19 protein-coding genes are annotated in these 21,819 nt (G+C 72.6%); 9 read left to right on the forward strand and 10 right to left on the reverse strand.

Annotation, left to right across the window (positions count from 1 at the left end):
* Positions 1-64: 64 nt before the first annotated feature.
* On the reverse strand, positions 65-1,111 hold the full coding sequence (locus D4B81_RS00675) for a zinc-dependent alcohol dehydrogenase family protein (protein WP_122260618.1): 1,047 nt from the start codon (positions 1,109-1,111) through the stop codon (positions 65-67).
* A gap of 201 nt (positions 1,112-1,312) precedes the next feature.
* Between D4B81_RS00675 and D4B81_RS00680 the strand changes: the two genes are divergently transcribed.
* From D4B81_RS00680 to D4B81_RS00690, 3 genes are all read left to right on the forward strand, one after another.
* Complete coding sequence (locus tag D4B81_RS00680) at positions 1,313-1,726, forward strand: HIT family protein (RefSeq protein WP_122260619.1); 414 nt, start codon at positions 1,313-1,315, stop codon at positions 1,724-1,726.
* Positions 1,727-1,801: 75 nt separating this feature from the next.
* Positions 1,802-2,947 (forward strand): baeRF3 domain-containing protein, encoded by a 1,146-nt coding sequence (locus D4B81_RS00685; protein ID WP_122260620.1) that lies wholly within the window; start codon positions 1,802-1,804, stop codon positions 2,945-2,947.
* Positions 2,948-3,159: 212 nt separating this feature from the next.
* On the forward strand, positions 3,160-4,128 hold the full coding sequence (locus tag D4B81_RS00690; protein WP_161964939.1) for a hypothetical protein: 969 nt from the start codon (positions 3,160-3,162) through the stop codon (positions 4,126-4,128).
* 276 nt (positions 4,129-4,404) lie between these two features.
* Here the strand turns inward: D4B81_RS00690 and glnA are convergent, their stop codons facing one another.
* Complete coding sequence (gene glnA, locus D4B81_RS00695; protein ID WP_122260622.1) at positions 4,405-5,829, reverse strand: type I glutamate--ammonia ligase; 1,425 nt, start codon at positions 5,827-5,829, stop codon at positions 4,405-4,407.
* A gap of 111 nt (positions 5,830-5,940) precedes the next feature.
* On the opposite strand from glnA, the gene D4B81_RS00700 reads away from it, so the two are divergent.
* Positions 5,941-6,366: an RDD family protein gene (locus D4B81_RS00700; RefSeq protein WP_122260623.1), complete on the forward strand. Its 426-nt coding sequence runs from the start codon at positions 5,941-5,943 to the stop codon at positions 6,364-6,366.
* Positions 6,367-6,377: 11 nt separating this feature from the next.
* Positions 6,378-8,081: an LTA synthase family protein gene (locus D4B81_RS00705; RefSeq protein WP_122260624.1), complete on the forward strand. Its 1,704-nt coding sequence runs from the start codon at positions 6,378-6,380 to the stop codon at positions 8,079-8,081.
* Between the two features lie 255 nt (positions 8,082-8,336).
* Here D4B81_RS00705 and D4B81_RS00710 read toward each other — a convergent pair whose 3' ends face one another.
* The gene (locus tag D4B81_RS00710) at positions 8,337-9,041 is read right to left on the reverse strand and encodes a hypothetical protein (RefSeq protein ID WP_122260625.1); all 705 of its coding nucleotides are present in this window, start codon (positions 9,039-9,041) and stop codon (positions 8,337-8,339) included.
* A gap of 214 nt (positions 9,042-9,255) precedes the next feature.
* Between D4B81_RS00710 and D4B81_RS00715 the strand changes: the two genes are divergently transcribed.
* Both D4B81_RS00715 and D4B81_RS00720 read left to right on the forward strand, forming a co-directional pair.
* Positions 9,256-10,401: a sensor histidine kinase gene (locus D4B81_RS00715; RefSeq protein ID WP_237565747.1), complete on the forward strand. Its 1,146-nt coding sequence runs from the start codon at positions 9,256-9,258 to the stop codon at positions 10,399-10,401.
* Positions 10,398-11,087, forward strand: coding sequence for a response regulator (locus D4B81_RS00720; protein ID WP_122260627.1), 690 nt, complete (start codon positions 10,398-10,400; stop codon positions 11,085-11,087). The genes D4B81_RS00715 and D4B81_RS00720 overlap by 4 nt, the downstream gene beginning before the upstream one ends.
* A gap of 5 nt (positions 11,088-11,092) precedes the next feature.
* Here the strand turns inward: D4B81_RS00720 and D4B81_RS00725 are convergent, their stop codons facing one another.
* The 5 genes from D4B81_RS00725 to lipB all read right to left on the reverse strand — a co-directional run bounded on the left by D4B81_RS00725 (position 11,093) and on the right by lipB (position 15,999).
* Positions 11,093-11,884 (reverse strand): DUF4191 family protein, encoded by a 792-nt coding sequence (locus D4B81_RS00725; RefSeq protein ID WP_122260628.1) that lies wholly within the window; start codon positions 11,882-11,884, stop codon positions 11,093-11,095.
* Positions 11,885-11,889: 5 nt separating this feature from the next.
* The gene (lipA, locus tag D4B81_RS00730) at positions 11,890-12,999 is read right to left on the reverse strand and encodes a lipoyl synthase (RefSeq protein WP_237565726.1); all 1,110 of its coding nucleotides are present in this window, start codon (positions 12,997-12,999) and stop codon (positions 11,890-11,892) included.
* Positions 13,000-13,126: 127 nt separating this feature from the next.
* Positions 13,127-14,107 carry an ABC transporter permease subunit gene (locus tag D4B81_RS00735; protein ID WP_122260629.1) on the reverse strand — a complete coding sequence of 327 codons (981 nt, stop codon included), beginning with the start codon at positions 14,105-14,107 and terminating at the stop codon, positions 13,127-13,129.
* Complete coding sequence (locus tag D4B81_RS00740) at positions 14,104-15,195, reverse strand: ATP-binding cassette domain-containing protein (protein WP_122260630.1); 1,092 nt, start codon at positions 15,193-15,195, stop codon at positions 14,104-14,106. Before D4B81_RS00740 ends, D4B81_RS00735 begins: the two co-directional genes overlap by 4 nt.
* A gap of 159 nt (positions 15,196-15,354) precedes the next feature.
* A complete protein-coding gene (gene lipB / locus D4B81_RS00745; protein ID WP_122260631.1) occupies positions 15,355-15,999 on the reverse strand; it encodes a lipoyl(octanoyl) transferase LipB in 645 nt (214 codons plus the stop codon).
* A gap of 88 nt (positions 16,000-16,087) precedes the next feature.
* Here lipB and D4B81_RS00750 point away from each other — a divergent pair, with 88 nt between their 5' ends.
* On the forward strand, positions 16,088-17,770 hold the full coding sequence (locus D4B81_RS00750) for a serine/threonine-protein kinase (protein WP_161964940.1): 1,683 nt from the start codon (positions 16,088-16,090) through the stop codon (positions 17,768-17,770).
* Positions 17,771-17,914: 144 nt separating this feature from the next.
* Here D4B81_RS00750 and sucB read toward each other — a convergent pair whose 3' ends face one another.
* Complete coding sequence (sucB, locus tag D4B81_RS00755; protein WP_122260633.1) at positions 17,915-19,993, reverse strand: 2-oxoglutarate dehydrogenase, E2 component, dihydrolipoamide succinyltransferase; 2,079 nt, start codon at positions 19,991-19,993, stop codon at positions 17,915-17,917.
* 72 nt (positions 19,994-20,065) lie between these two features.
* Positions 20,066-21,445, reverse strand: coding sequence for a dihydrolipoyl dehydrogenase (gene lpdA / locus D4B81_RS00760; RefSeq protein WP_122260634.1), 1,380 nt, complete (start codon positions 21,443-21,445; stop codon positions 20,066-20,068).
* A gap of 158 nt (positions 21,446-21,603) precedes the next feature.
* On the opposite strand from lpdA, the gene D4B81_RS00765 reads away from it, so the two are divergent.
* A complete protein-coding gene (locus D4B81_RS00765) occupies positions 21,604-21,783 on the forward strand; it encodes a DUF5302 domain-containing protein (RefSeq protein ID WP_122260635.1) in 180 nt (59 codons plus the stop codon).
* The last annotated feature ends 36 nt before the right edge of the window (positions 21,784-21,819 follow it).

The following is a 21,819-nucleotide window of genomic DNA, read 5'->3' on the forward strand; positions in this document are numbered from 1 at the left end:
GTGACCACTGACGACGCGCGCGGACCGGGTGGACGATGCGCGACGGTATGCCGCGTGGTCACCGTCAGGCGGTGACGATCACCTTGAGCGCGTGCTCGTCGGCGGCCCGCGAGAAGGTGTCGTAGGCCTCCTCCCACTGGTCGAAGGTGAACCGGTGGGTGACGAACTTCTCCGGTGCGATCTTGCCCGCGGTGATGTCGCCGAGCAGCTGCTCGGTCGTCGTGGCGTTGACCAGGCCGGTGGTGATCGTGATGTTGTTGATCCAGTCGCGCTCGATCGGGAAGCTGACCGGGGCGCCGTGCACGCCGACGTTGGCCACGCGGCCGCCGGGGCGGATCGCGTCCAGGCAGGTGGTGAAGGTCTCGGGGATACCGACCGCCTCGATCGCGACGTCGACGCCCGCTCCGCCGCGGCCCATCGCGCGCAGCTGCTCGAGCGCCTCGGGGCCGGCCTCGAGGGTGTCGGTCGCGCCGAAGTCGCGCGCCGCCTCGAGGCGGAACTTGTTGCCGTCCACCGCGATCACCTTCGCGGCGCCCGCGGAGGCGGCCGTCATGACGGAGGCGAGGCCGACCGGTCCGGCGCCGATGACGGCGACCACGTCGCCCTCCTTGACCGCGCCGTACTGCACGCCGATCTCGAACCCGGTCGGGAGGATGTCGGAGAGCATCGCGCCCTGCTCGGCGGTGACGCCGTCGGGGAGCGGGATGAGGCCGTTGTCGGCGAACGGGACGCGGACGTACTCCGCCTGGGTGCCGTCGATGAGGTGACCGAAGATCCAGCCGATGCCGCCGAGGGTCTGGCAGTGGGAGGTCAGCCCCTCCTTGCAGTAGTCGCACTCCATGCACTTGCTGATGCAGGAGATGATCACGCGGTCGCCGACCTTGACCTTGGTGCAGGCCTCGCCGACCTCGGTGACGACACCGACGCCCTCGTGGCCGAGGATGCGCCCGTCGGTGACCGCGGGCACGTCGCCCTTGAGGATGTGCAGGTCGGTGCCGCAGATGGTGGTGGTCTCGACCTTGACGATGGCGTCCGTGGGGTCCTGCAGGACAGGGTCAGGGACGTCCTCCCACGCCTTGGTGCCGGGACCGTGGTAGACGAGCGCCTTCATCGCGCTTCCTTTCGACGTCGCGGCCCAGCGGCGGTCGGCGGGAGCCCCGCCGACCATCGGCGTCCGGGCTGCGGTCCTATCCTACCGTGTGTAGTAGAGCGGTAGTCAGCCGCGATCGACGATCCGCGATATCTGCCCGTACCCCCATGCGTGGGACTCGTCGGGCAGGGCGCCGGGCGAGCTCCGTGCCATCATCAGGCGGTGGACTGCGAGTTCTGCCGGATCGTGAGCGGAGACGAGCCGGCCGAGATCGTGCTCGACACGGACGGCGTGGTCGGCTTCCTCGACACCCGACCCGTGTTCAAGGGGCACGTCCTGGTGGTGCCGCGTGACCACATACTCACCCTGACCGAGCTGCCGGACGACCAGGTGACGCCCCTGTTCTCCGCCGCGAGGGGGGTGGCGGCGGCGGTGCGGGACGGGCTCGGCGCGCAGGGGTCGTTCGTCGCGATGAACAACACGGTCAGCCAGTCCGTGGCGCACCTGCACGTGCACGTGGTCCCGCGCACCAAGGGGGACGGGCTGCGCGGTTTCTTCTGGCCACGGACGAAGTACGCCGAGGGCGAGGCGCAGGAGTATGCCGCGCGGTTGCGGGCCGCGTTGGCGACCCCGTGAAGGGCTCGCCCGGAGGCTGCGCGGGGGCCTCGGTCGGCACTACTGTCGGAGCACGCCTACCGACAGGAGGACCTGATGGATCTGATGAGCCGTGCAGAGTTCGACGAGCTGGTGGGGGAGGGGGACGGGCCACGTGTGTCCTTGTTCGCTCCCACGCACCGGGTGAGCGGCACCAAGGAACGTGACCAGGACCGGCTGCGGTGGAAGAACCTGCTGACGGCTGTGGAGCACGCGCTCGCCAAGGACGGGCTGGAGCGCCCGGAGGTCGAGGAGCTGCTGGCGCCGGCGCGCGAGCTGCACGGTGACGGGATGGCGTGGAGCCACATGGCCGAGGGGCTGGCGATGTTCCTGCGCAAGGGGTGGAGCGCGTCATACCGGGTGCCGCTGGACCTGCCCGAGCTCGGCGCGGTCGGACCGGGTTTCGTCCTGGCTCCGCTGCTGCCGCTGCTCACCGACCAGAACTACGTCGTCCTGACCCTGAGCCAGAAGAACGTGCGGGTGCTGCGGGGGAGCCGTGACCGCATCGGCGAGCTGGACCTGCCGTCGGTGCCGACGGCCTTCGACGACGTCTTCGAGGCGGACGGTCCGCAGAGCGACTCGGTGCCACGGCCCAATGCGTCGGGGCGGCTGGGGCGCACCGGCGCCGCGGTGTACTACGGCGCGGACGCGCTGGACAACGCGCACAAGGAGGACGTGGTCGAGTTCTTCCGCGAGGTGTCGCGCGGCGTCGAGGAGCACCTCGCCGGGCGCACGATCCCGATGATCCTCGCCGGGCTGCCGGAGTGGGTCGCGGTCTACCGTGAGCTCAGCTCCTACCCGCACCTGGTGGACGGGGCGATCGAGCACAACCCCGACGGCATGAGTGACGACGACCTGCGGACCGGGGCGTGGCGGCTGGTCGAGGAGCGGCTGGCGGAGGAGGGCGCCAAGCTGGTGGACCGCTTCCACGAGCAGCGGGCTCGGGGGACGGGAGCGCTCGGTGCCGACCAGGTGCTCACCGCGGCCAACGAGGGGCGCGTCGACACGCTGATGATGACGGCCGACGGCTGTTACACGGGTGGCAACGGGGGCCCGGAGGTCGTGCTGCCCCTGCGGGACCGCGAGGACGTGTGCGGTCTCGCGGACGCCGCCGCCCGCGCGACCCTGCGCAACGGTGGTGCCGTGCGGGTGCTCCACGAGCTCCCGGGACACGCGCCCGTGGCGGCGGTGCTGAGGTACTGAGCGCCCCGCGCCGGGACACGCGTCCGTGGCGGCGGTGCTGAGGTCTTGGGCGCGTCTGCGGATGCCTGTGCCGGGCTGTCGTGTCGCAGGCGTCGCCCTGGCGTTCGTCGTGGCACGACAGCCGCGCACAGGCATGGGTGCGCGCGCCGGTTGTCCACAGTCCGCGGCCGTCGCGCAGCGGCGGCAGCCCGCCCTCGGCCATGCTGCACCCCATGTCACACCAGGAGCGAACCTTCCCCCACATCGAGGGCCAGCGCGGCCTGGCCACCGTGGCGCAGCTGCTCGAGGCCGGCTGGACGACGTCGTCCCTGCGGCATGCGCGCCGCACCCGCTTCCAGGAGCCGATGCCCCGCGTCGTGGCACCGCACCGGGGCCGCGTGGACGGCGCGACCGCCCTCGTCGCGGCCGCGCTCTGGGCGGGTCCGCGCGCCGTCCTCACCGGCGGGGTGGCTCTCGGCCGGCTGGGGATCGAGGTGCCGCCGCAGCACGTGGCGACCTTCGTCATACCCGAGACCGGGCGCGCGCGTGAGCGCGCCCGGGCCCGGCTGATCCGGTCGACGCGTGAGCTGGAGGTCGTACGCCGCTCCGGGCCGGTGGTGGTCACCGGTGCCGCGCGGGCGATCGCGGATGCTGCCGTCCACGAGTCGCACCGCCCCGAGGATCTCGAGCACTGGTCGATCACGGTGCTCCAGCGGGGGCTCACCGCGCCCGGGGTGCTCGAGCAGGAGCTGTGGCTGCGCCCCCGCGCCAAGGTCGAGGCGGTATGGCGTGGGCTCGCCGGGTTCGTCGACGGCGCCTGGTCGCGCCCCGAGGTGGCGCTGCGCAGGGAGGTCGACGGCGACGGCGGCTTCCCGCCGCTGCTGACGAACTGCCGGCTCGAGACCCTCGCCGGGCAGCTCCTCGGGACGCCGGACGGCTACCTCGAGGAGGCGGGGACCGCGATCCAGGTGCACTCCCGGGCGCACCACCAGGGGTTCGACGACGCCGGCGGCGACCTGTGGGGTCGCACCGTGGAGAAGGACGGCGACCTCGTGGCGGCGGGGGTGCGGGTGGTCGGGGTGACGCCGTGGACCCTGTACACGAAGCCGCGGCGGTTCCTCAACCTGCTCCGCAAGGTGGTCGCGCTCGGGTTGGAGTCGCCGCGACCCGCTGTCCGGGTCGTCCGGCGCGACGCCGCGTGAGGTGAGGACAGCGGCATACCTGATGCCTGTGCCTGGCTGTCGTGCCACGGTCAACGCCCTGGCGTTCGTCGTGGCACGACAGCCGCGCACATCGATCCGCGGGCCCCGCGCGGCGTGCCTGAGGATGCTGGTGAGGCTGCTGTGGCGCACCGCGAGCCCCCCGGACACGTTGGCGGCCCGGTGCTGAACTCAGCAACCGGGCCGCCTCCGAAACTACGCCGGGTAGGGTGGCGCGCGCGTCGAGCAGCCACGCCCTCCCCGTCCCTCACCCGCGGGTCAGAGGTCGTAGTACATCTCGAACTCGTGCGGGTGCGGGCGCAGACGGATGGGGTCCACCTCGTTGGCGCGCTTGTAGTCCACCCACGCGGCGAGCAGGTCCTCGGAGAAGACGTCGCCCTCGGTCAGGTAGGAGTGGTCGTCCTCGAGCGCGTCCAGGACCTCCGGCAGCGACGTCGGCAGCTGGGCGATGCCCTCGAGCTCGGCCGGGGGCAGCTCGTAGAGGTCCTTGTCCACCGGGTCCGGCGGCTCGATGCGGTTCTTGATCCCGTCCAGCCCGGCCATCAGCTGGGCCGAGAAGGCCAGGTAGGGGTTGGCCGAGGGGTCGGGCACGCGGTACTCGATGCGCTTGGCCTTCGGCGAGGACCCGGTGATCGGGATTCGCACGCAGGCGGAGCGGTTGCGGGCCGAGTAGACGAGGTTGATCGGCGCCTCGAAGCCCGGCACCAGGCGGTGGTAGGAGTTCATCGAGGGGTTGGTGAACGCCAGCAGCGAGGGACCGTGCGTGAGCAGCCCGCCGATGTACCACCGAGCGACGTCGGACAGCCCGCCGTAGCCGTTCTCGTCGTAGAACAGCGGCTCGCCGTCCTTCCACAGGCTCTGGTGCGTGTGCATCCCGGAGCCGTTGTCGCCGAAGAGCGGCTTGGGCATGAAGGTCGCGGTCTTGCCGGCGGCCCAGGCGGCGTTCTTGATGACGTACTTGAACTTCATCAGGTCGTCGCCGGAGTGCAGCAGCGTGTTGAAGCGGTAGTTGATCTCCTGCTGCCCGGCGGTGCCCACCTCGTGGTGCGAGCGCTCGACGTCGATGCCGACGCTGGCCAGGTCCAGGCACATCCGGTCGCGGATGTCGGCGAAGTGGTCGACCGGCGGCACGGGGAAGTAGCCGCCCTTGTAGCGCGTCTTGTAGCCGCGGTTGCCGCCCTCCTCCGCGCGCCCGGTGTTCCACGCCGCCTCGATGGAGTCGATGTGGTAGTAACCGCCGCTCGGGCCGGTAGAGAAGCGGACGTCGTCGAAGACGTAGAACTCCGCCTCGGCGCCGAAGTAGGCGGTGTCGGCGATGCCGGTCGTGCGCAGGTACTCCTCGGCCTTCCGGGCGATCTGCCGCGGGTCGCGCTCGTAGGGCTCGTCGGTGAAGGGGTCCACGATGGAGAAGTTCATGATCAGCGTCTTCTCGACCCGGAAGGGATCGAGGTAGGCGGTCTGCGGGTCCGGGATGAGCTTCATGTCGGACTCGTGGATCGACTTGAACCCTCGGATCGAGGACCCGTCGAACATCTGCCCGGTGTTGAAGGCGTCCTCGTCGAACGAGGCTGCCGGCACGTTGAAGTGCTGCATCACTCCGGGCAGGTCGCAGAACCTGATGTCGATGAACTTGACGTCCTCGTCCTTGATGAAGGCGAGGACCTCCTGCGCGTTGCTGAACATTGTGCCTCCTGGTGGGACCCGAACTCGGTCGTCGTCGACCCTACGTCGCAGCGGTTAACGCTCCGTCACCCAGGTGTTTCCGACGTGTTACGCAGACTACAGTTGGGCGCCGTGACCACCCCCAGCCATCAGGGCGCCGCGCTCGGCCTCCCGGAGGACGGCCCCGGCGCCGTCGCACCGCTCGGCCGCCGCGCCGTGGCGCTCCTCGTGGACTGGGTGCTGTGCCAGCTGATCGCGATGAGCTTCTTCGGTATGGAGTGGGGCCAGGTGAGCGGTGCCGGCGCCTTCGTGCCGCTCGGGCTGCTCCTGCTGGCGAACCTGCTCCTCGTGCCGACGATCGGCACGACGGTCGGTCACCGCCTGCTCGGGCTGCGCGTGGTCGCCGTCGACGGTGACGGGACCCAGCCCCCCGGCCTGGTCCACGCCGCCTACCGGGCGGTGCTGCTCTGCCTGTTCGTGCCCGCCCTCATCATGGACGCCGACACGCGCGGGCTGCACGACAAGGCCGCCCGCTCCGTCGTCGTCCGCACCCGCTGAGCGACGCCCCGGTGCTGCTGCTCGTCCCCCTGGCCCTGGTGCTGAAGTCCGTGATCGTGGCGGCGGCCGTGCTCGAGCCCGACGGCTGGGCGGCGCTGGTCGTGCTCACGGCCGTCCCCCTCCTTCTCCTGCTGCTCAGCCCGGCCCTGCTCCTGCACGGGCGGGCGCGCACGGCATACCTCGTCGGCGTCGACCTCCTCGTCACCCTCCTGCTCGTGGGAGACCTCGTCAACGCACGCGTCTCCGGCCGCCTGCTCAGCGTGCACATGCTCAGCGCCGCCGGCACCTTCGAGGGGCTCGGGTCCTCGGTGCTGGACGCCGCCGACTGGCCCGACCTGCTGCTCTTCGCCGACCTCCTCGCCGTGGCGGTGCTGGCGCTCGCCGCCCGCGGGCGGGACCGGCGCGCGGCACGGACGGGCTCCGTCCCCCGGCTCCGGGCACGGGGTCGGGCGGTGGCCGTCGTGGCCCCCGTGGCACTGCTTGCCTTCGTCGCCCAGCTGCTCCTCCAGACCTCCGACCCGGGGCTGCGCGTCGCCGTGCTCTCCCCGCTCGGGACGCACGCCCACCAGGCCTGGGACCAGCTCATCGACGACAACGAGGCCCTGACCCCGGAGGAGCGGGAGCGGGTTTCCGACTGGTTCGCGGCCAACGCCGCCTACCACCAGGCCGCTCCCGAGCACGAGGACCTCGTCGGGCTGCTCGAGGGGCGGGACGTCTACCTCGTGGTCCTCGAGTCGCTGGAGCAGGTGGTGCTCGGGGCGCGACCGTACGGGCAGGAGGTGACGCCGACCCTCAACAGCTGGGTGGAGGAGAGCCTCGTCTTCGACGCCGTGCAGGAGCAGGTGCGCGACGGCAACAGCTCCGACGCCGAGCTGCTCATGCTCGCCGGGGTCTACCCGCTGCGGTCCGGTGCGGCTTTCCTGAGGTTCCCGGACAACGCGGGCTACACCACACTGCCCGGCCTGCTGGCCGAGGAGGGCTACCGGCCCGTGGCGCTGCACGCCGACGCTGCGACCTTCTGGAACCGGCACGTCGTCTACCCGCACCTGGGCTTCGAGCGCTACGTGGCCGAGGACGACTTCGCGGTGGGCGGGCGCGAGGTGGGGATGGGGCTGGCCGACGAGGACCTCTTCGACCAGGCGCTCCGCGAGGTGGACCGGCTGCCCTCGCCGCGGTTCCTGCACCTCGTCACGCTGACCTCGCACACGCCCTGGCACCTGCCGGAGGACCTGCAGGGGCTGGAGCTGCCGGACGACGACGCGACCAGCCGCTATCTGCAGTCGGTGCACTACGCCGACGCCGCGCTGGGCGAGTTCGCCCGGCAGCTCGACGAGCGGGGGCTCCTCGACACGGCGGCGATCGTCGTGGTGGGCGACCACCGGGGCCCCCACAAGTACGCCCGCGAGGACGAGCGCTGGCTCACCGGCGACGACGGCCGGGTGCCCTTCCTCGTGCACGTGCCGGGGATGGACGGCCGCCGGATCTCCACCCCCGGCGGTCAGGTCGACGTGCTGCCGACCCTGGCGCAGCTGCTCGGGATCCCGGCCGAGCGCTACGCGGGGTCGGTGATGGGCCGGACCCTGCTCGGCACGCACTCGGGGTCGGCCGTGACCCCCGACGGCACGGTGCTGCCCGGCGCAGACGGCGCCGGGCAACTGGCCGAGGCCTACGAGATCGCCGACCTCGCGGTGTCGGGGGACTGGTTCACGCAGTGACCCGGCGCGCCGTGGGTGCATAACCGGTGCACCTGCGGGGGTCGTACACGGCATACCTGCGGTGGGGCGTGCATAACCGGTGCACGTGCGGGGGTCGTGTGCGGCATACCCGCGGTGGGGCGTGCATAACCCGTGCACCTGCGGGGGTCGTGCACGGCATACCTGCGGTTCGGCGTGCACAACCGGTGCACGTGCGGGGTCGCGCGCTGGCGACGGCCTACGAGATCGCCGACCTCGCGGTGTCGGGGGACTGGTTCACGCAGTGACCTCGTTCCGGCGCGTCGCAGCGCCGATAGCGGCTGCCGCCCCGGCCTCCGCCTCGGTCCGCCAGTGCGCCGGCGACGAGCGAAGCACCGCGACCGCCAGGGTGACGAGGGCCAGCAGGAGCAGCGCACCCGAGGCGACGCCGGCCCACCGGGAGAAGTTCGACCCGACGAACTCCAGGAGGACGAACGCGACGAGCGCGGGCCCGACCCAGCGCGGTCCCACGTCCGCCCGCCACAGCGCGGCGGCCAGGAGGAGCAGGCCGAGCACGGTGCCCAGCAGCCCAGCCGCCATGAAGGGCAGCATCGTCCCGGTCTCGAGTCGGTCCAGGACGGCCACGTGGGCCTCGACCGCGCCAAGGTCCTCGGCCATCGCCAGCATCGCGAGGTTGACCCCGCCGTAGACGGCGTGGCCCAGCGCGCCCAGACCGAACAGCACGGCCGCCAGGGTGGCGAGCACGGGCGCCCGCCCCCGCGCGAGGTGCGCGACGCCGACGACACCCAGGCCGAGGAGCGGCTGCGACAGCACCCAGGTCAGGGCCGACAGCGCGGCGCGGGGGCTGGCGGCGACCGCCTCGAGCCTGGCGGCCTGGTCGCCGGAGAAGTCGGGCATCGTGGCGACGCTGACGACGGTCAGGGCGGCACCGACGGCGAGCGAGCCGGCGACGGCGGCCCGGGTGAGGTGGGCGGTGTCCATGAGCACTCCTTGGGGTCCGGGCCGCCCGCGGCGGGTGGCCTCACCACGACGCTAGGAGCGGGGGCGGTCGCTCGTCGTCGCCCGCCGGGCGCGCGGCAGGTGGCGCGGAGGAGGAGGTGCGGCCCGCGGCATACCTCTCATGACGCCGCGGGTGTCACCGCGAGGATGACGACACGCGACCCGGGGCGACCCTAGATTGGCGACTGTGACGACGATGACGCGCGGGAGGTGGCTGGCCGACGCCGGCCTGGCCGCGCTCGTCGCCGTCCTCGGGCTCGTCGAGGTGTGGCTGCCGATGGAGTCGGTGATGGGTGACGGGTCCCCGGTGGTGAGCACGCTGGGGATCCTCTGGTTCGCCGGGCACCTGAGCCAGCGGCGCGCGCGGCCGTGGGTGGCGCTCGCCGGGTTGCTCGTGTGGCCGGTGCTCGGCACCGTGCAGGGCGGTGCGATGCAGGTCCTCTTCTTCGGCCAGCTCGTGCCGGTGATGGTCCTCGTCTACTCCCTCGCCCGCCACGGCCGGGGGCGCATACGCTGGGTGGGACCGGTCTGCGGTGCGGTCTTCGTGACGGTCGCGGACCTGTTCATCCCGCTGCTGCAGTCGCCCAACGAGCTCATCTTCCACTGGGGGGTCCTCACCCTGAGCTTCCTCGTGGGGCACGCCCTCCGCGTGTCGGAGGACCGCGCCGGCCGGGAGGCGGTGCGCGCGCACGCGGCGGAGGCTGAGGCGCGCGAACGGGCCCTGACCGCGGTGTCGGAGGAGCGCGCCCGCATCGCCCGCGAGCTGCACGACATCGTCGCCCACTCGGTCGGGACGATCGTCGTGCAGGCCGGTGCCGCGGAGCAGGTCGTGGAGGAGGACCCGGCGTTCGCCCGGCAGGCGCTCGGCACGATCCGCACCACCGGCTCCTCCGCCCTGGCCGAGATGCGACGGCTGGTCAGCGTGCTCCGCGACCCCGACCTCGGCGCGGACTTCGCGCCCCAGCCGGGGCTGGCGTCGCTGCCCGACCTCGTCGAGCGGGCCGGGGAGGCGGGGCTGGAGGTGCGTCTGAGGGTGAGCGGGGACCGCGGCGCGCTGCCCACCGGGGTCGACCTCGCGGCATACCGGATCGTGCAGGAGGCCCTGACCAACGTGCGCCGGCACTCGGCGGCGACCTGCGCGGACGTCAGCCTCGACCTCGGCGCGGAGGTGCTGCTCATCGAGGTCAGCGACGGCGGGCCGGCGCGCGAGCGCACCGGCCCGCCGGGGCACGGGCTGCTCGGGATGCGCGAGCGCGCCGCGCTCTACGGCGGGCGGGTCCGGGCGGCGCCCGAGGGCCCGGGCTTCGCGGTCCGCGCCGAGCTGCCCCTGGAGCGGGTATGACGTGGCGCGGGCCGGGCGGTCCCGGCACCCCGCTCCGGGTGGTCCTGGTCGACGACCAGGAGCTGGTCCGGGTGGGTTTCCGGCTGATCCTGGAACGGGCCGGGCTGGTGGTGGTGGCCGAGGCCGAGGACGGGGTGGAGGCCGTCGAGGCGGTGCGCCAGGAGCGCCCCGACGTGGTGCTGATGGACATCCGGATGCCGCGGCTGGACGGGGTCGAGGCGACCCGCCGGATCATGGCGCTGGCCGGTGAGCGGCCCCGGGTGCTGGTGCTGACGACCTTCGACCTGGACGAGTACGTCTACGAGGCGGTGCGCGCCGGGGCCTCGGGCTTCCTGCTCAAGGACGTCGCCCCGGACGACCTCGTGCACGCCGTGCGGGTGGTGGCGCGGGGGGACACGATGCTCGCGCCGGCGCTGATCTCGCGGCTGCTGGAGCGGTTCACGGCGCGGCCCCCGGCGGGGGCGCTGCCGCCGGAGCTGACGGCGCTGACCGAGCGGGAGGTGGAGGTGGCGCGGCTGGTGGCGCGGGGGTTGTCCAACGCCGAGATCAGCGTGCGGCTCTACCTGTCCGAGGCGACCGTGAAGACCTACGTCTCGAGGCTGCTCACCAAGCTGCAGCTGCGGGACCGGGTGCAGATCGCGGCGCTGGCCTACCGGAGCGGGCTGGTGGGCGCCGAGGACGAGTGAACCCCTCAGCGGCCGCGCAGGGCCTTGCGGCTCATCCGCGGCGTGCGCGAGGGGTCCATGCCCGCGGGGATCGGCGGGCGGTTGCGGCCACCGAGGGCTTTCATCCGCTGCTGGATCACCGCGGCCTCGTCGTTGGTCAGCTTCTTGGGGAAGCCCTTGACCGTCCTGACCACCTGACGGAGCGGGACCAGTCCCTCACCGGTGCCGACCATGACGGTGTGGACCGGGACCTCGTCGCCCACGACGCGGGCGACCTTGCGGCGCTCGGCGGTCACGAGGCGCTGCGCCGCACCCTTGGGGCCCTCGGCCAGCAGGACGACACCCGGCTTGCCGACGGCCCGGAAGACCATCGCCGCGTTGTGCAGGTCGCGCATGCCGCGCATCGTGCCCCCGGCCTCGGCGGCGACCGGCTCCTGGTCGTAGTACCACCCGCGGCGCAGCTGGCCCAGCACCGCGGACGTGGCGCCCGGCTGGCCCTCGATCTGGGCGAAGGCCGCGCGCTCGGCCTTGCGGCCGAGGATGAGGACCGCGGCCAGCAGGGCCAGCGGCAGGCCGAGGATGATGAGGTAGATGAGCTGGTCGAGCCACAGTCCGATGAGCACGGCGACGACCATGACGGCGAGCGCCGCCAGCAGCATCCACCACACCGCGGACGGGTCGGCCTTGCGGGTCATCGCGAAGACCTGGCGGATCTGGGCGATCTGACCCGGCTTCTTCGGGTCCTTCACCTTCTTGCGACGGCCGAAGAGGCCCTTCTTCTGCGGGGCGTCGCCGGCGGGCGTGGTGCTCGTGGACATGGGGATCAGGATACGTGGGCGACGGCGGTCTCCCCGACCGCCCGACCCGCCGCGGAACCTGCCGCCCGCGCGCGCGGCATACCCTCCGCCTGGCCGGTCCGGCCCGCGGCGAGCAGCGAGGCTGCCTCCTGGCGTGCGGGCACCCCCGCCTCGGCCTGCGCGGCGAGGTGGGCCAGGTGCTCGGGGACCGGACGCCCCCAGCGCTTCATCGCCTGGGCGTAGAGCTTGCCCGCACGGTAGGAGCTGCGGACCAGCGGCCCGGCCATCACGCCCTTGAAGCCGATCTCCTCGGCCAGCTCCGACCAGTGGACGAACTCCTCGGGCTTGACCCAGCGGTCGATCGGGTGGTGGAGCTTGGAGGGGCGGAGGTACTGGGTGATCGTGAGGATGTCGCAGCCCGCGTCGTGGAGGTCGCGCATCGCCTGCTCGATCTCCTGCTCCTCCTCGCCCATGCCGAGGATGAGGTTGGACTTGGTGACCAGCTCGTTCTCGCGCGCCATCGACAGCACCCGCAGCGACTTGTCGTAGGTGAAGGCCGGGCGGATCGTCTTGAAGATGCGCGGCACGGTCTCCAGGTTGTGCGCGAAGACCTCCGGCCGGGCGTCGAACACCTGCTGCACCAGCTCCGGCACCGCGCCGAAGTCGGGCGGCAGGATCTCCACGCCGGTGCTCGGGTTGAGCTCGTGGACCTTGCGGATGACCTCGGCGTAGAGCCAGGCGGCGCCGTCCTTCTGGTCGTCCCGGGCCACGCCGGTGATGGTGGCGTAGCGCAGGTCCATGGTGCGGATCGACTCCGCGACCTTGCGGGGCTCCTCCATGTCGAGAGGGTTGGGGCGGCCGGTCGCGATGTCGCAGAAGTCGCAGCGGCGGGTGCAGATGTCGCCGCCGATGAGGAAGGTTGCCTCGCGGTCCTCCCAGCACTCGAAGATGTTGGGGCAGCCGGCCTCCTGGCACACGGTGTGCAGACCCCCGGACTTCACCATCGAGTGCAGCTCCTGGTACTCCGGGCCCATCTTGGCGGTGGTCCGGATCCAGGACGGCTTGCGCTCGATCGGGGTCTCCGCGTTGCGGGCCTCGACCCGCAGCAGACGGCGTCCCTCAGGTGCGATGGTCACTGGTGCTCCCTTGGTCGAGATGTGCGGCGTAGGCGTCCTAGGGCGCAACGCGCAGTCCTCCCAGACTATGCCTGCCCGGTTGCTGCCCCGAAACGCACCCCGTCATCGACGCGCGGCATACCCCTGGTCAGTCGAGGTCGGAGCGGCGGAACCGGAGCCAGCCCAGCAGCATGATCACCGCGAGCAGCAGGCCCAGCTCGACCGCCCCGTGCGTGAACGACAGCTCGTGCCGGATCGGCCGGCACTCCTCGAACGGGCCGCAGCTCATCGGCCACGACTCCCAGACGGTGCCGTTCTGCACCCACGCGGCGATGTTGCGGGTGAGCGCCAGCTTGCCCAGCGGCCCTCCGCCGGCGCCGGCGACGAACGTCTCGACCAGGACGAGGTAGCCGACCATGATCCCGATGACCATCCCGCTGTGCCGGACCAGGAAGGCGGCGGCCGCCCCCAGGGCTGCGGCGAGCATGGTGATGGTGATGATGCGCAGGGCCATCCACCCCAGCGAGACCCACTCGGCACCGGTCACGGCGTCGTCGATCCGGAACCACCGGAACACGGCCGGTATGCCGAGGAGCAGGGTGGTCAGCCCCACGAGGACGTGGGGGATCGAGGCCAGCGCCGGGGCCAGCACCTTGGCCGCGAAGACGGGCGTGCGCCGAGGCACGAAGGTGAGCAACGAGCCCATCGTCCGGTGCGCGAACTCCGCCGCGACAGCCGTGGACCCCATCGCCAGGGCGAGGAACATGAACGCGTAGGACGAGCCGGACAGGAGGGTGCGGTACTGGTCGTTGAGGGAGGGCATCTGGCCGTACATCTCCTCCAGCGTCGGGACGACGATCCCCTCGCAGCCGAAGTCGACGGAGGGGTCGCCCGTGCGGCGACGCTCGCGCTCCTCCTCGACCTGGCACGACTCCCGGTCCCGCTCGACCTGCTCCACCATCTGCTCGTAGTCCTGGTTGAGCCCGGCCCTCGCCTGGTCGATCGACCGGGCCTGCAGGAAGACGCCGCTCACGGTGAGCAGCCCGATCGCGAGGGCCGCCAGGACGGTCAGCCAGACGACCTTGCGCGCGATGAGGCGGTGCAGCTCGACGCGCAGCAGGCGGGTCATCGGTCCCCCTCCCCGCCGGGACGGGCGACCGAGGGCGGGGGTGGACCCGCCTGGCCGCCGGACGCGTCGTGCGTCGGCCTGTGGGCGGACGGGGCCGGCAGCCCCTCGCCCTGGGTGAGCTCGAGGAAGATCTGCTCCAGACCGCGGCGGCTCGGCACCAGCCGTTCCACCCACAACCCCTGCTGGCCGAGCACCCTGGAGATCTCGACGGGCTCCGCGCCGATGACCTGGAGCAGGCCGTTCTCCTCGTCGGGGTCCAGGCCGCGCAGTGCGTCGGCGGCGTCGGCCCCGCGGGGACGGGCGAGCCACTCGGCGGTGAACCCGGCCTCGCGCAGGATGCGGACGGCGGCGCCGGGGTGTCGCACGCCGACCTCGACCGTGCCACCGCCACCGCCGATCAGGCCGGCGACCGACCCCTGCGCCAGGACGCGCCCCCGGCCGATGATGGAGACCGTGTCGGCGATCTGCTCGACCTCGGACAGGATGTGGCTGCTGACCAGGACGGTGCGGCCCTCGTCGGCGAGCCGGCGCATCGTCCCGCGGATCTCGGTGATGCCGGCCGGGTCCAGGCCGTTGGTGGGCTCGTCGAAGATCAGCAGGTCCGGCGACTTGAGCAGCGTGGCCGCGATGGCGAGGCGCTGCTTCATCCCGAGGCTGAAGGCCCGGAAGGTGTCCTTGCCCCGGCCGCCCAGGCCCACCTCCTCGAGGACCTCGCCCACGCGGCTCCTCGGCGTGCCGATGGCCTCGGCGAGCAGGCCCAGGTTGCGCTCGGCGCTGAACGTCGGGAAGAACTTGGGGGACTCCACGATGGCGCCGACCCGGTTGACGACCTCCGGGAGCCGTTGCGGCACAGGGGTCCCGAAGATGTGCATGGTCCCGGAGTCCGCCGGGGACAGCCCGAGGAGCATGCGGATGGTGGTCGTCTTCCCCGAGCCGTTCGGCCCGAGGAAGCCGTGCACCCCGCCCGAGGGGACGTCGAGGTCGAGCCCCTGGACCGCGACCCTCGTGCCCCGCACCGTGCGGAACGTCTTGCGCAGTCCCCTGGTGGTGACCGCCATCCCCTCGTCAGCCGCCACGGCGACGCTCATCGGTGCTCCGTCCTGACGGTCCCCATGACCGACCCTGCGCCTGACAGTCAACACCCCTTAGTGTCGCGGGAGGCCCAGGTGTTGCAGCGTGTCCTCAGTCGGGGACGAGGAGGTCCAGCGGCGGGGTGGCTCCGCGCACCAGCCTGCGGGCGACCCGGGTCAGCGGACCCCGGCGCCCTCGAGCACCCGCTCGAGGTGCGCGGTCGCCAGCGGGAGCACCTCGGCCACGGGGACGTCCCGCCCGAGCTCGTGCGAGAGCGAGGTGACGCCCGCGTCGGTGATGCCGCAGGGGATGACGACGTCGGCGTACCCGAGGTCGTTGTCGCAGTTCAGCGCGAACCCGTGCATGGTCACGTCCCGGCTGACCCGGATGCCGATCGCGCCGATCTTGCGCTCGGGGAGGGTGGCGGTGGCGGGCAGCCAGACCCCGGAGCGGCCCTCGACGCGCGTGGTCTCCACCCCCAGCTCACGGCATACCCCGATCATCATGTCCTCGAGGCGGCGCACGTGGGCGACGACGTCGACGGGGCCGGGCAGCCGCACGATCGGGTAGCCGACGAGCTGGCCAGGGCCGTGCCAGGTGATCTTGCCGCCGCGGTCCACGTCGATGACCGGCGTGCCGTCGAGGGGGCGCTCATGCGCCTCGGTGCGCCTGCCCGCGGTGTAGACGGCCGCGTGCTCGAGCAGCAGCACGGTGTCGGGGAGCTCCCCGGCCACGACCTTCGCGTGCACCTCGCGCTGGTGGTCCCAGGCCTGCTGGTAGTCGACGTAGGCGGGGGCGAAACCAAGGTGCTCGACACGCATGGCAGCACTCTACGCCGGGGGCTGTGGACAACTTCTGCGGCGAGGTGGAGGGAGGTGGCAGGGTCGGGCGGGACGGAGGAGGTCCAGGGTGGAGGAGCTGCCGGCAGTTCCGGGGTATGACGTGCTCGCCCGTCTGGGAGGGGGAGCCAGCTCGACCGTCTGGCGTGCCCGGCGGCACGCCGACGGGCTGGTCGTCGCGCTCAAGGTGCTGCGTCCTGCCGACGGGGACGTGGGGGCCGGCCTGCGGGAGGCGGGGCTGCTGGCGCGGGTGCGCCACCCGCACGTGGTGCACCTCTACGACGTGCTTCCGCTGCCGGACCCGGCCACGGGGATGCCCGCCGCCGTCGCGCTCGCCACCCAGCTGGCCGGGGGAGGGTCGCTCGCGCAGCTCCTGGCGCGGCGGGGGATGCTCTCGCCGGGCGAGCTGGTGACGGTGCTCCAACCCGTGTCCTCGGCGCTGGCCGACCTGCACCGCGCCGGGGTGGTGCACGGTGACCTGTCGGCGGGCAACGTGCTGTTCCTGCGCGACGGCATGCCGGTCATCGGGGACCTGGGCGCCAGCCGGATCACCGGTCAACCCGCCGCGGACGTCGTGGGGACCGGTGCTGCCGAGGGGATGGTCGCTCCGGAGGTGACGGAGGGGTTCGCGCCGACGCCCGAGTCGGACGTCTACCAGGTGGGGTCGCTGGGGTGGCTCTGCCTCACCGGCGTCGCTCCCGGCCCGGGGTACGCACGGGAGTCGCTGACCGAGGTCGCGACAGGTCTGCCGGCCGGGCTCGCCGACCTCGTCGAGCGGTGCCTGGCGCCGCAGCCGGAGGACCGGCCGGACGCCGAGGAGGTGGCGGCGGCCCTGCTGGCGACGGCGGTGCCGGAGCCGGTGGAGGTGGCGCCGGACGCCGACCCGGGGCGGGGTCTGACCGAACGGCTGCGGCAGCAGGCCAGGGAGGTGTCGGTGGCGGAGGGGACGTCGCCGCCGCGACGTCGGTGGCTGGCGTCCCGGTCAGGCTCGCACCGTCCGGAGCAGGTCGCGGGTGGGACCCGTGGGAGGTCGGGCGGGGGCACCGGCCGGGGCGGGAGGGCACTGGTCGTGGGTGCCGCCGTGCTCAGCGCTCTGGCCCTCGTCGCGGTGGTGGCCGCGCTGCTGAGCCCGGGGCTGGCCATCTGGCCAGGCAGCTCCGTGGACGCCCTCGGCCGGTCGTCGGGGGAGCCAGTCGCGCCGACGGTGCCGGCAGCGGGTGGGGTCGGGCCGGTGACGCCGGAGCCGGAGCCCGCAGAGGCAGGGCCGCCGGCAGCGCCGGGTGCGGCGTCCGCGGGGACGGGCGAGGTGGACGGCATACCCGAGCGCGGTGCGGTGGTCGCTGACGCGGGCACCGCGACGCCGGACGCGGAGGAGGTCCGGCAGACCGTGCAGGACCTGGTGGACGGGCGTGGCGTGGCGTGGGAGGACGTGGACGAGGCCGCCCTGGTCTCGGTCATGGCCCCGGGCTCACCGGCCCTGGAGAGCGAGACGCGTCAGCTGGAGCGGGTGCGCGCGCAGGGGTTGTCCTACGCCGACGTGACGTTCCGGGTCGAGGACACCACGGTGGTCGAGGCCGCCCCCGACCGTATGGTCGTGGCCGCGACGGTCAGCCGCGCACCCCTGACCGGGCGGGATGCGTCAGGGGAGCGGCTGGTGAGCTCGCGCACGCGGACCGACTCGGTGGAGATGGTGCTCACCAGCGTCGACGGCAGGTGGCTGCTGTGGTCGTGGGGGGACGCCGGCGCTCGCTGAGCTTGCCTGCGCCTGCGGACGGGTCGCCACGGCCCGCGCCGGGCCTCGGCCCCAGAGGCAGAGGCAGAGGCAGCGGCAGAAAACTGACGTCGTGCGGCGGTGGGGACCGCGCACGACGTCAGTTTCTCTGCTTCAGCGGGAGGGTCAGACCTCGAAGTTGCCCTCCTCGAGGCGCTCCTTCATCGTCGTCAGGAAGCGGGCGGCGTCCGCACCGTCCACGACCCGGTGGTCGTAGCTGATCGCCAGGTAGACCATGTCCCGGATCGCGATGGTCGAGCTGCCGTCCTCGTCCGTCACGACGACCGGCCGCTTGACGACGGCCCCGGTGCCGAGGATGGCGACGTTCGGCATGTTGATGATCGGCGTGTCGAACAGCGCACCGCGGGAGCCGGTGTTGGTCAGCGTGAAGGTGCCACCGGACAGCTCGTCCGGGGTGACCTTGTTGTCACGCGTCCGCTCCGCCAGGTCGGCGATCTTGCGGGCCAGCCCGGCGATGTTGAGGTCGCCGGCGTCCTTGATGACCGGGACGAGCAGGCCGCGCGGGGTGTCGACCGCGACACCGAGGTGCTCGGCGGCGTGGTAGACGATCGTGTCGTCCTCCACGCTGGCGTTGACGATCGGGTGCGCCTTGAGCGCCTCGATCACGGCCATCGCGAAGAACGGCATGAACGAGAGCTTGACGCCCTCGCGCTGGACGAAGTCGTTCTTCGTCCGGTTCCGCAGCCGGGCCACCTTGGTGACGTCGACCTCCACGACCGTCGTCAGCTGCGCCGAGCTCTGCAGCGACTCGACCATGCGCGTCGCGATGACCTTGCGCAGGCGCGACATCTTCTCGGTGGTGCCGCGCTTGGCCGCGGCGTCACCGCCGGCGGCCGACCCGGAGGACGCAGCCGGGGCTGCGGCGGGCCCACCGCCGGCAGCCTGCTGGTCCCCGCCGGACGCCGGCTGGCCGGAGGCGGCCTGCTCCGACGGTGCCGGGGCGGCCTTCGCCGCCTCGGCAGCCTTGGCCGCGTCGAGCACGTCCTGCTTGCGGATGCGGCCACCGACCCCGGTGCCCTCGAGGGCGTTGAGGTCGACGCCGTGCTGCGCCGCGAGCTTGCGGACGAGCGGCGTGACGTAGGCGCTGACGTCCTGACCGCCCTGGGGGGCTGCGTCGCCGGACGCCTGGCCCTCGCCGGTGCCCTGGGCCTGTGCCTCGCTGGAGTCCTTGTGCGAGGTGCTGCCGTTGTCGGCCGACTCGGTGCCGATGCCCACGGCGGGCTCGGGCTCCTGCATGTCCGGAGCCTCGTCCTCCTTGGCCGTCGACTCCTGGGCGGCGGCCTCGTGCAGCTCCTGCTCGCCCCCGAGGTCCTCCTCGGACGCGTCGGCCGGGGCGTCGTCGGCGGTCGGGGCCTGGGACTGGGACTCCCCGGTCGAGCCTGTCTCGTCCGACGAGTCCTGCGCGGGGGCCTGGTCGGTCGACGACGCGTCGGCGCCCTCGTCCGAACCGTCGGACCCGGAGCCGCCCGCCTCGCCGCCGACGACGCAGAGCTCGCCACCGACCTCGACGGTCTCGTCCTCGCCGGCGATGATCTTCGTCAGCACGCCCGCGACGGGGGAGGGGACCTCGGTGTCGACCTTGTCGGTGGACACCTCCACGAGCGGCTCGTCGACCTCGACGGTGTCGCCCTCGGCCTTGAGCCAGCGGGTGATGGTGCCCTCGGTGACGGACTCGCCGAGCGCGGGCATCGTGACGGTCTCCCCGCCACCACCACCGCCACCGCTGCCGTCCGACGACCCACCGGCGGACTCGCCGGAGGCCCCGGACTCCGGGCTCGGCGGCTCGTCCTCGGCACGCTGCTGGGCCGGCGCCTCGTCGGCCGCCTGCTCCGGCTGGTCGGCGCCGTCACCCTCGGCGGCGTCCTGGGCCGACGTGTCCTCGGCGGGCTCCTCCGGCTCCTCGGCCGCGGCACCCTCGTCGGAGCCGCCGGACGACGACCCCTCGGACCCGTCCCCGATCACGCACAGCTCACCGCCGACCTCGACGGTGTCGTCCTCCTCGGCGAGGATCTCCTGCAGCACACCGGAGACAGGCGAGGGGATCTCCGTGTCGACCTTGTCGGTCGAGACCTCCACCAGCGGCTCGTCGACCTCGACGGTGTCACCGATGCTCTTGAGCCAGCGGGTGACGGTCCCCTCGGTGACGGACTCACCGAGGGCCGGCATCGTTACGCGTTCCGACATGTCTGTAACTCTCTCCTCGTCCGGGGATTGGCAGTCTATGCGTGAATCTTCGCTCGGGTCAGGGCCAGCGGCTCAGGCGTGGGCGTGCAGCGGCTTCCCCGCCAGGGCCAGGTGCGCCTCGCCGAGGGCCTCGTTCTGCGTGGGGTGGGCGTGCACGAACTGCGCCACGTCCTCCGGCAGCGCCTCCCACCCGACGATGAGCTGAGCCTCGCCGATCTGCTCGCCCATCCGGGCGCCGACCATGTGGACGCCGACGACCGGACCCTGCGGACCGGAGCGCACCAGCTTGACGAACCCGGCCGTGCCGAGGATCTGCGACTTGCCGTTGCCGCCCAGGTTGTACTCGTAGACCGAGACGTCGTCGCCGAACTTGTCCCGCGCCTCCTGCTCGGTGAGACCCACGGTCGCGATCTCGGGGTCGGAGTAGGTGACCTTGGGGATGAGGACGTCGTCGACCGGCACGGGATCGAGCCCGGCCAGGTCCTCGGCCACGAAGATGCCGTGCGCGAAACCGCGGTGGGCCAGCTGCGGGCCGGGCACGATGTCCCCGACCGCGCGGACGCCGTCCACGGAGGTGCGCAGCCGCGCGTCGGTGGTCACGAAGCCACGCTCCGTCACGACGCCCGCCTCCTCGTAGCCGAGGTCGGCGGTCCGGGGCCCCCGGCCGACCGCCACGAGCAGCAGGTCCGCCTCCAGCACCTCGCCGCCCTCGAGCTCGACGCGGACGCCGTCGTCCGACTGCGTCGCCGAGGCGACCTTCACCCCGGTGCGGACGGAGATCTTGCGCTTCTTGAACCCTCGCTCCAGCGCCTTGGAGATGGCGGGGTCCTCCACCGCCACGAGCCGGTCGAGCGCCTCGACGACCGTCACCTCCGCGCCGAAGCTGCGCATGACCGAGGCGAACTCCACCCCGATGACACCCCCGCCCAGGACGATGATCCGCCCCGGGACCTCGTCCAGCTCCAGCGCCTCGTCGCTGGTCATGATCCGCCCGCCGATCTCGACGCCGGGCAGGGTGCGGGCGTAGGACCCGGTGGCCAGGACCACCGTGCGACCGACGAGCTCCCGGTCACCGACGCTCACCGTCGTCGCCGACGCCAGCCGGCCCTCGCCCTCGACGTAGGTGATCCCGTCCGCCGCCTTCACCAGACCCTGCAGCCCCTTGTACAGCCGGCCGACGACGCCGTCCTTGTAGGTGTGGACGGCCGGCATGTCGATCCCGCCCAGGGTGGCGAGCACGCCATACCTCGACCCGTCACGCACGCTGTCGGCGACCTCGGCCGAGTGCAGCAGCGCCTTGGTGGGGATGCAGCCCCGGTGCAGGCAGGTGCCGCCGAGCTTGTCCTTCTCCACGAGGGCGACCCTCTGCCCGAGCTGCGCGGCGCGCAGCGCGCAGGCGTACCCGCCGCTGCCGGCACCCAGGATGACGATGTCGAACTCTTCCGCAGGCATGGCGGCAATCCTGCCACCACGGGGGCCGGGCGGACACGTCGGGGCAGACGGGCACCCGGGTGGCGCCGGCACGGCATACCGGGGATAAGGCGGTGACAAGCACGGGGTGACGTGCGACAGTAGAACTGTCGTTGTCCCCGAGAGAGAGGAGGTCGCCCGTGAGTGATTCTCCGGCCACGGAAGACGTCAAGGCGAAGTTCCGTGAGGCCCTGGCCAGGAAGCGCGCCCATGGAGGGAGCGACGTCTCGGACAACACCGAGCACGGCAAGGTCGCCGGCAGGTCCGGCGCCAAGACCTCCGCGGCGCAGCAGATGTTCAGGCGCAAGAGCGGCGGCTGAGCCCGACGAACTCCTGACGGAGGCGAGGGGCACCTT

Origin of the sequence: Ornithinimicrobium cerasi (genome assembly GCF_003702705.1) — a bacterium.
GTDB lineage: Bacteria > Actinomycetota > Actinomycetes > Actinomycetales > Dermatophilaceae > Ornithinicoccus > Ornithinicoccus cerasi.